The sequence below is a fragment of the Amycolatopsis sp. NPDC051106 genome (genome assembly GCF_040682775.1).
Classification (GTDB): domain Bacteria; phylum Actinomycetota; class Actinomycetes; order Mycobacteriales; family Pseudonocardiaceae; genus Amycolatopsis.
On record NZ_JBFBBQ010000025.1, the window covers coordinates 97,547 to 110,158 of the forward strand.

Sequence of the window (12,612 nt, forward strand, 5' to 3'; positions counted from 1 at the left end):
CGTGACCACCCCACTCAACCTGCACGAAGAGGTCGCCTCGGCGCTGCGTGACGGGCACCCCGTCGTCGCGCTGGAGAGCACCATCCTGTCCCACGGCCTCCCGCCGGGCCGCAACCTCGACGTCGCCCGCCGCCTCGAGCGCGTGGTGCGCGACGGCGGCGCCGTCCCGGCCACCATCGCGGTGCTGGACGGCCGGGTCGTCGTCGGCCTCTCCCCCGCCGAGCTCGAGCGCGTCTGCGCGCCGGACGCCGGCCTGGACAAGCTGTCGCTGCGCGATCTCGGCCCGGCCATCGGCCTCGGCCGCTCGGGCGCGACGACCGTGGCGAGCACGTCGGCGCTGGCCGCCGCGGCCGGGATCGGGATGTTCGCCACCGGCGGTCTCGGCGGGGTGCACGTCGGTGCCGCGCAGAGCTGGGACGTCTCGGCGGACCTCGGCGTGCTGGCGAAGGTGCCGACCGTGGTCGTCTGCTCCGGCGTGAAGTCGGTGCTCGACATCCCGGCGACGCTGGAGGTGCTGGAGACGAACTCCGTGCCGGTGCTGGGTTACCGCACCGACGACTTCCCGGCGTTCTACCTCCGCTCGTCGGGGCACTCCGTCGGCTGGCGGGTCGACGACCCGAAGCAGGCTGCCGCCGTGGTCGCCGCGCACCGCGCCTACGCGAGTTCCGGTGTCCTGCTGGCGAACCCGATCCCTGAAGCGTCCGAAATGGACAAAGAGCTGCACGACCGGCTGCTCGCCGAGGGCCTCGCGCTGGTCGCCGAGCGGGGCGTGCACGGCGCCGACGTCACGCCGGTGCTGCTGGAGCACTTCCACACGGCGAGCGGCGGAGTCAGCATCGACGCGAACGAAGCACTGGTGCTCAACAACGCGAAGCTGGCGACCGAGGTCGCGGTGGCGCTCGCATGACCGGGATCGTGGTGGTCGGCGACGCGGCCCTGGACGTGATCGCCCGGCACGACAAGCCGTTGCCGCACGGCGGCGACGCCCGCGCGAAGATCCGGTTCACCGGCGGCGGTTCGGGCGCCAACACGGCGCTGTGGCTGCGGCACCTCGGCGCGGAGACGACGTTGCTCGCGCGGATCGGCGACGACCCGGGCGGCCGGCTGATCCGCGCGGAGCTCGAGGCGGCGGGGGTGCGCTGCGCGTTCGCCGTCGACGCCGAGGCGCCGACGTGCTGCGTCGTGGTGATGGTCGACGGTTCCGGGCAGCGGAGCATGCTCGCCGACCGCGGCGCGAACCAGCGCTTCTGCCCGGAGGACGTCACCCCGGCGGCGCTGGCCGGTGCGGGCCACCTCCACCTGTCCGGGTACGTGCTGCTCGACCCGCCGTCGCGCGCCGCGGGGCTCGCCGCGCTGGCGCTCGCCCGTGAGCTGGGCCTCACCACGTCGGTCGACCCGCAGGCGGCCGCGCACATCACCGACCCGGCCGCGTTCCTGGACGACGTGCGCGGCGTCGACCTGCTGATGCCGAACACCGAGGAGCTGGTCGCACTGACCGGTTCCGCGGACCCGGCGTCGGCGAAGGAGCTGCTCGACGCGGTCGGCGCGGTGGTCGTGACCGCCGGCCTGGACGGCGCGAGCTGGGTCGACGCGGACGGCGTCACGAGCGTGCCGGCGGTGGAGGCCGAGTGCATCGACTCGACCGGTGCGGGTGACGCCTTCGACGCGGGCGTGCTCACCGGCTGGCTGGCCGGCGAGTCCACTGTGGACATGTTGCGGCACGGGACGCGGCTGGGCGCACTGGCCGTCGGGAAGGTCGGACCTCAGCCGGCCTGAACCCGCATCTTTCTCGCCGAAAGATGCGCCTGGGGCGACCCGGAGCGCATCTTTCGTCGGACAAGTGGCGGCTCGGTCAGCCGTCGATCACCCGGTGAGTGGTGTGCTCGATCGCCGCCGGCTCGCTCTGGAAGCGGTTGACCTGCTCGGACTTGCGGGGCGGGCGGTCGTTGGCGATCAGCACCGCGATCCAGGGCAGGGGCACCGAAATGGCCAGGAACCCCAGCGCCAGCCACCACGTGTGGTAGGTCAGCCCCGCGAGGATCAGGCACGGGATCCGGCACGCCATCATGATCACGTACTTGCGCTTGCGCGTCGCGAGCTGTTCTTCGTACGACCGGGCCGCCCCGGTGATCAGCACCGGGTCCGAGTCCTTGGCGGGCGTGGTCACTGCACCACCTCCACGATCCATCGTCCCACCTGTGCCGCTCATCCGACACCTGGGTGGGACAACCGGCTCAACGCGGCGGCTGCGAGGGTCTCGATGCCCGTGCGCAGCGTCGGGTGCAATACCGGGGCGAAGCGAGGCGAGTGGTTGGACGGGACGTCGCGCTCGAACCGGCCCTCGGTCATCGCCGTGATGACCGTCTCCGCGTCGAGGCCGCCGACCAGCCAGAACACCGACGGGACGCCGGCCGCGCGGCCGAACTCGCTGAAGTCCTCGCTGCCGGTGACCAGCGGTGCGGGCATCACGACGTCGGCGCCGAAGTGGCCGCGGAAGACCTCGGTGAGCGCGTCGTTGGCGGCTTCGTCGTTCTCCGTGATCGGGTAGGAGCCGGACCGGACGATCTCGGGCGGCTTCGGCGCGCCGGCCGTCGCCGCCTCGCCGTGGACGATCCGTTCCACCGCGGCGAGCACGCGCTCGCGGACGGCCTGGTCGAACGACCGGACGTTCACCTCGAGCACGGCGTCGTCGGCGATGACGTTGCTCGCGGTGCCGACGTGCAGCGAGCCGACGGTGACCACCGCCGAGTCGGTGGCGGCGATCTCGCGCGAGACGATCGTCTGCAGCTTGAGCACCACGGACGCGGCCAGCACGGCCGGATCGACGGTCGTCTCCGGGCGCGAACCGTGGCCGCCGCGGCCGTGCAAGGTGATGCGCAGGGTGTCGGTCGCGGCCATGATCACGCCGGGCCGGGTCAGCACCCAGCCGGCCGGGCCGGGCACCACGTGCTGGCCGAAGACGACGTCGGGCGTCCCGGCGCGGTCGAACAGCCCGTCGCGGATCATCGCGACCGCCCCGCCCGCGCCCTCCTCCCCCGGCTGGAAGACCACCTGCAGCGTGCCGGACCAGGTGTCACGGCCCTTCGCGAGCAGCGCCGCGGCGCCGGACAGCCAGGTGGCGTGCATGTCGTGCCCGCACGCGTGCATGACCGGGACGTCCTTGCCGTGCTCGTCGGTACCGCGGGCGGTGCTCGCGTACGACAGCCCGGTCTTCTCCTCGACCGGCAGCGCGTCGATGTCGGCGCGCAGCAGCACCGTCGGGCCCTCGCCGTTGCGCAGGACGCCCAGCACGCCGGTCCCGGCGATGCCGGTGTGCACCTCGTAGCCGTCGCGCTCCAGCCGCCGGGCCAGCTCGGCCGCCGTCCGGGTCTCGGCGAAGGACAGCTCGGGGTGCCGGTGGAGGTCGATGTACAGCGCTTCGAGCTCGGGCAGCGCCGCGTCGAGCGGGGCGAGGACGCGTTCAAGGGTCACGGGGGCCATCGTGGCAGCATTACCCACCGTGAGCACGCGAAGCGTACTGCCCGACCTGTCCGACGACGTCTGCGCGCGGCTGCGCGAAGCCTTCCGGCGCACCTCCTACGACGCCGACGGCGTGGTGGCCGCCCTCGGCGGGGCCGCGCACGCGGCGCTGGGCCGCGGCGAGCCGGTGCCCGCCGAACGCGCGAGCCGGGACGCGGGCGACCTGGGCACGCTGATCCGGCTGTTCCTGCTGGGCGGGACCGAGCCGGAGACGGCGGTCAAGGCCGCCTTCGCGCCCCTGACGCCGGAAGACGCCGTCGCCGCGGGGGTGCTTTCGACGGTTTCCGGCGGCTACCGCGCCGCCCTCGACATCCGGCCGCACGGCGACGACGAAGGCTCCTGGTGGGTCGTCTCCGACCTCGACGCCGACGTGCTCGGCACCACCGTGCCCGAGGACCACGTGCTGGGCGTCGGCCACGCGTCGCTGTCGCTGATCCGCGCGACCAGCCGCCGTCCCGTCGGCTCCCTGCTCGACCTGGGCACCGGCAACGGCGTCCAGGCGCTGCACGCGACCCGGCACGCCGAGCGCGTGACCGCCACCGACGTCTCCGCGCGGGCCCTCGCGCTGGCCGCGGCGACATTCCGGCTGAACGAGCTCGACGTCGAGCTCGTGCGCGGCGAGTGGTTCGCGCCGGTCGCGCGGCGGAAGTTCGACCAGGTCGTCTGCAACCCGCCGTTCGTGGTCGGGCCCGCCCGCGTCGACTACACCTACCGCGACTCCGGGCTGGCCGGGGACGACGCTAGCGCGCTGGTCGTCCGGCAGCTACCCGGCTTCCTCAACGAGGGCGGCGTCGGCCAGCTGCTCGCCTCCTGGCTGCACACCTCCCGCGAAGACTGGGCCGACCGGGTGAGCCGCTGGCTGCCCGCCGAGACCGACGCGTGGTTCGTCCAGCGCGACGTCGCCGACCCGGCGCTCTACGTCGGCACTTGGCTGCGGGACGCGGGCCTCGACCCGCGCTCGCCGGAGGGCCGGGCGAAGGCGGCGGCGTGGCTCGACTGGTTCGCCGCCAACGAGGTCCAGGGCATCGGCTTCGGCTTCGTCACGCTGCGGCGGGCGGCCGGGCGCACCCCGACCGTGGTGTGCGAGGACCTCCGGCAGGCCTACGACGACCCGCTGGGCCCGGAGGCGGCCGGCTGGCTCGACCGCGTGGAATGGCTTCGGGAGTCAGGGGATTCGTTGCTCGATGTCCGTTTTGTGGTCCCGGACACGGTTTTGCTGGAAAGCATCGAGGAACCCGGCGACGAAGGCTGGGCGACGACCGTCCGGCGCCTGCACCGCACCGACGGGCCGGGCTGGCAGCACGAGGTCGACGAGCTGGCCGCCCGGCTGCTGGCCGGCTGCCGCGGCGCGTTGCCCTTGGAGGACCTGATCGAGCTCCTCGCGGCGGCGCAGGGCCTGTCGTCCGAGGAGCTGGCGGCCGCCGCGCTGCCCGTCGTCCGGGAGCTCGTCCGGCACGGCATGCTCGTCCCGGCGGGCCGGTGAGGGCGGTCGCGGCCCGCGTCACGCGGGCGGAGGTGACCGTCGACGGCGAGGTCGTCGGGGCGATCGCCGAACCGGGTTTGCTTGTGCTGCTGGGAATCCACGTGGACGACGACGCGGCGAAGGCCGCCGTGATGGCCCGCAAATTGCACGAGCTGCGCGTGCTGCGCGACGAGGAATCATGCGCCACGGCGAATGCGCCGCTGCTCGTGGTGAGCCAGTTCACGCTCTACGGCGAGACGAAGAAAGGACGCCGGCCGTCGTGGACGCAGGCCGCGCGGCCGGAGGTCGCCGAGCCGTTGGTGGACGCCGTCGTGGCCGAGCTGCGCGGCCGCGGCGCCACCGTCGCGACGGGCCGTTTCGGGGCGATGATGGCGGTCTCGAGCGTCAACGACGGTCCGTTCACCGTTCTCGTAGAGGTCTAGACCACCTTGTCGCGGTTCACATCCTGACACGATTCACATCGGATTCTCAGGTTGTCCGGTCACGGACCGTTCTCAGCAAAAGCTCAGCAATGGTGGAGCAACCGGAGCGCGCCGGCAGCCGTCTCCTTTTCAGGCGAGCCGGGAACGTTTTGGAAACCCGGAGCGTTGTGCCAGATGTCCAGCCAAGCCGGCCGGACCGGCGTACCGGGTTCCACAGGCCCCGGTCCGCGGGTACGCACCCGGTGGGACGACCGCAGCAACACGTTCAGCCCGTGACCGGGGAGGCAGAATGTCAGTCCAGACTCTCGAACGCGAGTCGCGCGGGATTCGCGAGCGCATCCCGGCTCAGGTGTCCGAGGAGCCGGTGAGCGTGGGGGCGCTCACCGACGGCGACCTCGACGCCCCGAGCCCCGCCGCCGACCTCGTACGCGTCTACCTCAACGGCATCGGCAAGACGGCGCTGCTGTCCGCGGCCGACGAGGTCGAGCTCGCCAAGCGCATCGAAGCCGGCGTCTTCGCCCAGCACATGCTGGACACCGGGGAGAACCTCACCCCGAAGCGCCGCAAGGAGCTGTCCGCCCTGGTCCGTGACGGCCACGTGGCGAAGAACCACCTGCTGGAGGCCAACCTCCGCCTGGTGGTCTCGCTCGCCAAGCGCTACACCGGCCGGGGGATGCCGCTGCTCGACCTGATCCAGGAGGGGAACCTGGGTCTGATCCGCGCGGTGGAGAAGTTCGACTACTCCAAGGGGTTCAAGTTCTCGACCTACGCCACCTGGTGGATCCGCCAGGCCATCACCAGGGGGATGGCCGACCAGGGGCGCACTATCCGGCTCCCGGTCCACCTGGTGGAACAGGTGAACAAGCTGGCCCGCATCAAGCGCGACCTGCACCAGCAGCTCGGGCGCGACGCGACGCACGAGGAGCTGGCGGCCGAGTCGGGCATCCCGGCGCACAAGATCTCGGACCTGCTCGACCACTCGCGTGACCCGGTAAGCCTGGACATGCCGGTCGGCACCGAGGAGGACGCCCCGCTGGGCGACTTCATCGAGGACTCCGAGGCGACGGACGCCGAGAGCGCCGTGATCTCGAGCCTGCTGCAGGACGACCTGCGCCGGGTCCTCTCGACGCTGGACGACCGCGAGCAGCAGGTCATCCGGCTGCGCTACGGCCTGGACGACGGCCAGCCCCGCACGCTCGACCAGATCGGCAAGCACTTCGGGCTGTCCCGCGAGCGCGTCCGCCAGATCGAGCGCGAGGTCATGTCGAAGCTCCGCCAGGGTGAGCGCGCGGACCGGCTCCGCGCCTACGCCAGCTGATCTGATTCCGGGAGGGGCGGGTGCCATCGGGCACCCGCCCCTTTCGCATACCCACGACCAGCACATCCGCTTCGTGCCGGGCCGAGGTGGAAAATTTTCCACAAAACAGGGGTTTCGGCGCCAACATGCCTGGGTAGCAACCCTTCGCCGACACCCGTTCGGCCGGATTGACTTATGACGTGCGTCACGCCACATTCGTCTAGCGGCTTTTACGGCGCCGGCACAGACCTCGCGGCCGGGTGTGCACGCATCCGGGCGCTCTCCCCGGGAGGTCGGGTCCGTCGGGGTGGACCCGGCCTCCCGACCAGCTCGCCGGAACGCACGCCGGCGACACAACCCGCACCCCACCCAGCCAGACCTCCCCGCACCCCCACCGAGCCAGACCTCCCCCGCAACCCCGATCCGAAGCCAGAACACGGCCGGCAGTGCCGGGTCAAGGCACGCTTTCCCGCCTTGACGCGGTACTGCCGGCCGTAGTCCCAATCAGGCTTCGGGGTTGTGGGGGGATACCAAGCCCGCGGCCGAACGCAGAACTGCGTGGGGTGCCCCACAGTGACCGGGTGCATATGCCCGGTGCCCGAACAGCGTGCGTAGGGTGGACCGATCCCGGAGCTGGCAAAGGAGCCTGGCAGTGCCGTCCACCACCACGTTTCAGCACACCGAAGTCCTCCCCCTCGGCAAGGACACCACCACCGAGTACCGGCTGGTCACCGGCGAGGGCGTCGAGACCGTCGAAGCCGCCGGGCGGAAGTTCCTGCAGGTCGACCCCGCCGCGCTGACCACCCTCGCGCGCACCGCCATCACCGACATCCAGCACCTGTTGCGCACGTCACACCTCGAGCAGCTGCGCGCCATCGTGGACGACCCCGAAGCCAGCGGCAACGACCGCTTCGTCGCCATGGACCTGCTGCGCAACGCCGCCATCTCCGCCGGTGGCGTCCTCCCCATGTGCCAGGACACCGGCACCGCGATCGTCATCGGCAAGCGCGGCGAGGGCGTCCTCACCGGCGGTGACGACGAGCGCGCGCTCTCGCAGGGCATCTTCGACGCCTACCAGCAGCTGAACCTGCGGTACTCGCAGATGGCGCCGGTGAACTTCTGGGACGAGCGCAACACCGGGACCAACCTGCCCGCCCAGATCGAGCTCTACCACAAGGATGGCCAGGACGACCCGGCCTACGAGTTCCTCTTCATGGCCAAGGGCGGCGGCAGCGCCAACAAGACGTTCCTGTACCAGGAAACGAAAGCCGTCCTGAACCCGAAGCGCCTTGCGCGCTTCCTCGACGAGAAGCTGCGCAGCCTCGGCACCGCGGCCTGCCCGCCGTACCACCTCGCGATCGTCGTCGGCGGCATGTCGGCCGAGTTCAACTTGAAGGTCGCAAAACTCGCTTCGGCGCGCTACCTCGACAACCTGCCGACGGAGGGTTCCGAGCTGGGCCACGCCTTCCGCGACCGGGACCTCGAGCAGCAGGTCCTCGAGATGACCCGGCAGTTCGGCATCGGCGCGCAGTTCGGCGGCAAGTACTTCTGCCACGACGTCCGCGTCATCCGGCTTCCCCGCCACGGCGCGAGCTGCCCGGTCGGCGTCGCCGTGAGCTGCTCCGCCGACCGCCAGGCCAAGGCGAAGATCACCGCGGACGGCGTGTTCATCGAGCAGCTCGAGCGCGATCCGGCCCGCTTCCTGCCCGACGTCACCGAAGAGGACCTCTCCGACGACGTCGTGAGCGTCGACCTCAACCGGCCGATGGCCGAGATCCGCGCCCAGCTCTCGCAGCTGCCGGTCAAGACGCGGCTTTCGCTCACCGGGCCGCTGGTCGTCGCCCGCGACATCGCGCACGCCAAGATCGCGGAGCGTCTCGACGCCGGCGAAGAGATGCCGGACTACCTGAAGAACCACCCGGTCTACTACGCCGGCCCCGCGAAGACCCCGGAGGGCTACGCGTCCGGGTCGTTCGGGCCGACCACGGCCGGGCGGATGGACTCCTACGTCGAGCAGTTCCAGGCCGCCGGCGGCTCACTCGTCATGCTGGCCAAGGGAAACCGCTCGAAGCAGGTCACCAGCGCGTGCCAGTCGCACGGCGGGTTCTACCTCGGTTCGATCGGCGGCCCGGCCGCGCGGCTCGCGCAGGACTGCATCAAGAAGGTCGACGTCCTCGAGTACGCCGAGCTCGGCATGGAAGCCGTCTGGAAGATCGAGGTCGAGGACTTCCCGGCGTTCATCGTCATCGACGACAAGGGCAACGACTTCTTCGCCAGCACCGGCGACCCGGTGCTGCAGATCAGCTTCCGTTAGGACGCAAGGGAAGGGGACACCGGCCCGCCGCCGGTGCCCCCTTTCTTCCCTGCTCCCTCAGCCGACGCGCTCGATCCGTGCGCGCCGGATGAGGAACTTTCCGGGTTCCCGAACCTGTTCGAAGGCCGCGTTGTTGAGCAGCGTGCAGCTGCCCGACACCGAGGTCACCTCGACCGTCGTGGACTTCGAGTTGTCCAGGTTGGTCACCTTCAGCTTCGTCCCCGCCGGGAACTGGTTGCTCGACGCGGCCGGCGCGCCCGCTTCGCCCGAGAGCGTCACGGTGGAGCCGGCGCACACGACTTCGCCGGTCGCGCCCGTGTCACCCGCGTTGGCCTGGTCACCGGCCGCGGCGCCGTTCTGGTTCTGCTGGGCCGGCGCCTGCTGGGCCGGGGCCTGCTGCGCCGGCGCCTGCGCGGCCTGGCCGTTGGCCGCGACGACGTTCGCCGTGCAGCCGGCGACCTGCCGCCGCTGCTGGATCAGGTCGACCACCGCCTGCCGGTTGGCGATCCGCGCGGACGACTGCGCGTCCGGGTTCGCCTGCTGGCCCGCGATGAACGTCAGGTTGTTCTGCAGGGCGGTGTCGAGCCCGCCGCAGTTCTCTTTGGGCGCTTCGGCCGCGTTGCCCGCGGGACTGCTCAGCGCGATGGCGGCCGCGGTGATGCCGGAAACACCCAGCAACGCGGCCAGACCGACGGTCGCCTGCTTGCGGTGCCGGCCACTGCTCAACCGGGGCATGGGCCCCTCCTTTCTGATCACCTCACTCGTGGACACGGCTCGGTCACGGCGGCGGTTCACCGGGATCCGGACGAATTTTCGACGGCTTCGACCACGGAGGAAACGCACTGGTCCGAACCACTCGCCACGGAGGTGGCACTCAGCAGGGGAATCGCGCGGAGGTCAGGCCACCGGAGCGTCGTCGTGGTCCGGACCACTCACGCGCGCCGCGGTCGCGCGCGCCCAGCGGCCCGTCGTCACCAGGCCCAGCACGAACACCAGCGCACCGCAGCCCGCGACGATCAGCCACACCGCCCGGCCGGTTCCCGGCGGTGTTCCCGCGCTCCCCGCCACGACCGCGCCGACCACCGCCACCCCCAGCGACGTCCCCACCTGGCGGCTCGTCGACGCCACGGCCGCCGCGAGCCCGGCCTGCTCGCGCGGCATCCCGGACACCGCCGCGTTCGTGATCGGCGCGTTGAGCAGGCCGTACCCGATGCCGAAGCACACGTAACCCACCACCAGCAGCGAAATCGGCGTCTCCGGGCCGATCCCCGCCAGCACGGCGCCGGACGCGGCGATCCCGGCGCCGGCCACGAGAAGCGGCAGCCGCGGGCCCCGGGTGCCGGTCATCCGCCCCGACAGCGGCGCGCCGATCGCGGTCAGCACGGCCATCGGCAGGGTCAGCAATCCCGCGTGCAGCACCGAAAAGCCGCGCGTCTCCTGGAGGTAGAGGGTGGTGAGGAACAGGAAGCCCGACAACGCCGCGAACCCGGCGACCGCGGTGAGCGTCGCACCCGAGAACGGCACGCTGCGGAAGAACCTGAGTTCCAGCAACGGATCCCGGCGCCGGCGTTCGTACGGCAGCAGCACGGCCAGCGCCGCGGCGGCGACCACGAAGCAGCCCGCCACCACCGGCGCGCCCGCACCGCGGCCTTCGATGATCCCGTACGTCAGCGAGGCCAGCAGGACGATCACCAGCAGCTGCCCCACCGGGTCGAGGCGGCGCGGGCGCGGAGCGCGGGACTCCGGCACGAACAGCGCCGTCAGCACGATCGCGGCCACGCCGACCGGGACGTTGATCCAGAAGATCGAGCGCCACCCCGCCCAGGCGACGAGCACGCCGCCGAGCACCGGCCCCACCGCCAGGCTCAGCCCGTTCACCCCCGCCCAGACGCCGATCGCGCGGGCGCGGTCGCGGGGATCGGTGAAGACGTTGGCGACGATGGACAGCGCGACCGGGTTGAGCATCGACCCGCCGATCGCCTGCAGCGCGCGGAAGGCGACCAGCGAACCGATGTTCGGCGCGAGCCCGCACAGCAGCGAGCCGAGGCTGAACAGCGCGAGCCCGGTCTGGAACGTCCGGCGGCGGCCGATGCGGTCCGCGGTCGAGCCGGACAGCATGAGCAGGCTCGCCAGCACGAGTGTGTACGCGTCGATCGTCCACTGCAGACTCGAGACCGACGCGCCGAACTCACGGCGGATCGACGGCAGCGCGAGGTTCACGATCGTGTTGTCGAGCCCGACGATGAACAGGCTCAGGCAGCAGATGGCCAGGACCACCCGCCGTCGCACCGGCTGCGGCACCGCACTCCCAAACTAGTTGCACGGACAATATTAAGCACTGTACAACTAATTGGGGCGGGGTCCTCGTCAGGCCGGGAACAGCTCCCCGAGCCGCGCCAGGGTCTTCTCGATGCCCTCGGCGTTCTTGCGCGGGAACGGGCTGAGGCTGATGGCGAGCGGGAACTTCGCCGTCGACCAGTCGAACGTCTCGGTGACCTCGGTGCGGCCGCCGTCGAGGGGTTCGAGGCGCCAGCGCCAGCGGTGCCCGTTGAAGTGGCGCCAGGCGATCAGCCGGCCCTCTTCGAACTCGACCACGGTGTTGAGGATCTTGTACGACGCGCCCATCTTCATGTCCATGCCGAACCGGGCGCCGAGCGTGAGCCGGTCCGGGCCGCCGGACTGGGCGGCCCGGACCGTGCCGGATCCGTCGATGAGCGGGTGCTGGGCCGGATCGGCCAGGAGCCCGAAGATCTTCTCCGGGGTCGTGGCGACGATCGCGGTGCGTGAGACCTGGCGGCTTCCCATCACCCGACCCTAGATCATTTGGTCGTCTTCAACACGACGGTGCGCTGGTCCAGCGGCGCGGCCAGGGCGACCGAGATGACCGGGTACCGGATGTCCATGGTGCACATCTGGCCGGTCTGGGCCTTGGTCTCGCTCAGGTTGACCACGACGTGGTCACCCGCCTGCTCGGTGGCTTCACCGAGGGCGTGACCGCAGCCGCCTTCCTGGGCGCGGATGTTGAGGATGGTGCCGCCGTTCGCCGTCCACACCTCGTGCGGGTAGTCGGCGGGCAGCGCGGCGGCGTCCACCTTGTCCGGCGGCACCGGAACGCTGCCTTCGGGCACGGTCAGCCGGGGTTTGCCCGGCGGATCGGCCGACGGCGGCGCGGGCAGCACCGACTCACTCGGCGACGTCGACACGCTCCCGGTGGGGGCCGCGGAGGTCCCTCCGGCGGCCGGTTGGCTGATGGGCACGTTCTGGCCGGCGCAGGCTGTCGCCATCAGCAGGATCGCGCCTGTCCCGGCCACCTTCGCTAAGTACCTCATGCCCTCGAAGACGGAACGGGGGCGGCGAGGGGTTGCACGGAAGATCGATCCGGTCTGGGAACCGGGGCTGGTGGTGGCGGGTTCGCGGCCGGCCGCGTACCTGGAGAGTCGGCTCACGTACCTGGAGAGTCGGCTCACGTACCTGGAGAGTCGGGGGGCCGGTCGCCGGGGGGGGGTTGGGGGGCGCGCCCTGCGGGTAGCGGTGCCCACCCGATTGTTGGGGTTTGGCAACGAGTTGGGATTTGTGG

Annotated in this window: 12 protein-coding genes; 6 read left to right on the forward strand and 6 right to left on the reverse strand. The window is 71.5% G+C overall.

Annotated features, from left to right (window positions below):
• Position 1 precedes the first annotated feature (1 nt).
• Both AB0M83_RS20635 and AB0M83_RS20640 read left to right on the forward strand, forming a co-directional pair.
• Positions 2–907: a pseudouridine-5'-phosphate glycosidase gene (locus AB0M83_RS20635; RefSeq protein WP_364519239.1), complete on the forward strand. Its 906-nt coding sequence runs from the start codon at positions 2–4 to the stop codon at positions 905–907.
• The gene (locus AB0M83_RS20640; RefSeq protein WP_364519241.1) at positions 904–1,776 is read left to right on the forward strand and encodes a carbohydrate kinase family protein; all 873 of its coding nucleotides are present in this window, start codon (positions 904–906) and stop codon (positions 1,774–1,776) included. The genes AB0M83_RS20635 and AB0M83_RS20640 overlap by 4 nt, the downstream gene beginning before the upstream one ends.
• Before the next feature lie 76 nt (positions 1,777–1,852).
• Here AB0M83_RS20640 and AB0M83_RS20645 read toward each other — a convergent pair whose 3' ends face one another.
• Positions 1,853–2,188, reverse strand: a complete 336-nt coding sequence (locus tag AB0M83_RS20645) for a DUF3099 domain-containing protein (protein ID WP_364519243.1) — start codon at positions 2,186–2,188, stop codon at positions 1,853–1,855.
• 17 nt (positions 2,189–2,205) lie between these two features.
• Complete coding sequence (locus tag AB0M83_RS20650) at positions 2,206–3,471, reverse strand: amidohydrolase (RefSeq protein ID WP_364519245.1); 1,266 nt, start codon at positions 3,469–3,471, stop codon at positions 2,206–2,208.
• A 28-nt stretch (positions 3,472–3,499) separates the two neighbouring features.
• Here AB0M83_RS20650 and AB0M83_RS20655 point away from each other — a divergent pair, with 28 nt between their 5' ends.
• The 4 genes from AB0M83_RS20655 (at position 3,500) to AB0M83_RS20670 (ending at position 9,035) form a co-directional block, all read left to right on the forward strand.
• Entirely contained in the window at positions 3,500–5,002 is a 1,503-nt protein-coding gene (locus tag AB0M83_RS20655; protein WP_364519247.1) for a methyltransferase, read from the forward strand.
• Positions 4,999–5,424 carry a D-aminoacyl-tRNA deacylase gene (gene dtd / locus AB0M83_RS20660; RefSeq protein WP_364519249.1) on the forward strand — a complete coding sequence of 142 codons (426 nt, stop codon included), beginning with the start codon at positions 4,999–5,001 and terminating at the stop codon, positions 5,422–5,424. Before AB0M83_RS20655 ends, dtd begins: the two co-directional genes overlap by 4 nt.
• 289 nt (positions 5,425–5,713) lie before the next feature.
• A complete protein-coding gene (locus tag AB0M83_RS20665; RefSeq protein ID WP_364519251.1) occupies positions 5,714–6,742 on the forward strand; it encodes a sigma-70 family RNA polymerase sigma factor in 1,029 nt (342 codons plus the stop codon).
• 631 nt (positions 6,743–7,373) lie between these two features.
• Complete coding sequence (locus tag AB0M83_RS20670) at positions 7,374–9,035, forward strand: fumarate hydratase (RefSeq protein WP_364519253.1); 1,662 nt, start codon at positions 7,374–7,376, stop codon at positions 9,033–9,035.
• Between the two features lie 57 nt (positions 9,036–9,092).
• Here the strand turns inward: AB0M83_RS20670 and AB0M83_RS20675 are convergent, their stop codons facing one another.
• From AB0M83_RS20675 to AB0M83_RS20690, 4 genes are all read right to left on the reverse strand, one after another.
• Positions 9,093–9,770, reverse strand: coding sequence for a hypothetical protein (locus AB0M83_RS20675; protein ID WP_364519255.1), 678 nt, complete (start codon positions 9,768–9,770; stop codon positions 9,093–9,095).
• Positions 9,771–9,932: 162 nt separating this feature from the next.
• On the reverse strand, positions 9,933–11,336 hold the full coding sequence (locus tag AB0M83_RS20680) for an MFS transporter (protein WP_364519257.1): 1,404 nt from the start codon (positions 11,334–11,336) through the stop codon (positions 9,933–9,935).
• A gap of 66 nt (positions 11,337–11,402) precedes the next feature.
• Complete coding sequence (locus AB0M83_RS20685) at positions 11,403–11,840, reverse strand: SRPBCC family protein (RefSeq protein WP_364519259.1); 438 nt, start codon at positions 11,838–11,840, stop codon at positions 11,403–11,405.
• Between the two features lie 14 nt (positions 11,841–11,854).
• The gene (locus AB0M83_RS20690; protein WP_364519261.1) at positions 11,855–12,364 is read right to left on the reverse strand and encodes a hypothetical protein; all 510 of its coding nucleotides are present in this window, start codon (positions 12,362–12,364) and stop codon (positions 11,855–11,857) included.
• Between the last annotated feature and the right edge of the window lie 248 nt (positions 12,365–12,612).

Coding starts and splice junctions, on each gene's coding strand:
- AB0M83_RS20640 (WP_364519241.1), top strand. CDS start 904: ATGACCGGGATCGTGGTGGTCGGCGACGCGGCCCTGGACGTGATCGCC.
- AB0M83_RS20685 (WP_364519259.1), bottom strand. CDS start 11,840: ATGGGAAGCCGCCAGGTCTCACGCACCGCGATCGTCGCCACGACCCCG.
- AB0M83_RS20675 (WP_364519255.1), bottom strand. CDS start 9,770: ATGCCCCGGTTGAGCAGTGGCCGGCACCGCAAGCAGGCGACCGTCGGT.
- AB0M83_RS20645 (WP_364519243.1), bottom strand. CDS start 2,188: ATGGATCGTGGAGGTGGTGCAGTGACCACGCCCGCCAAGGACTCGGAC.
- AB0M83_RS20665 (WP_364519251.1), top strand. CDS start 5,714: ATGTCAGTCCAGACTCTCGAACGCGAGTCGCGCGGGATTCGCGAGCGC.
- AB0M83_RS20690 (WP_364519261.1), bottom strand. CDS start 12,364: ATGAGGTACTTAGCGAAGGTGGCCGGGACAGGCGCGATCCTGCTGATG.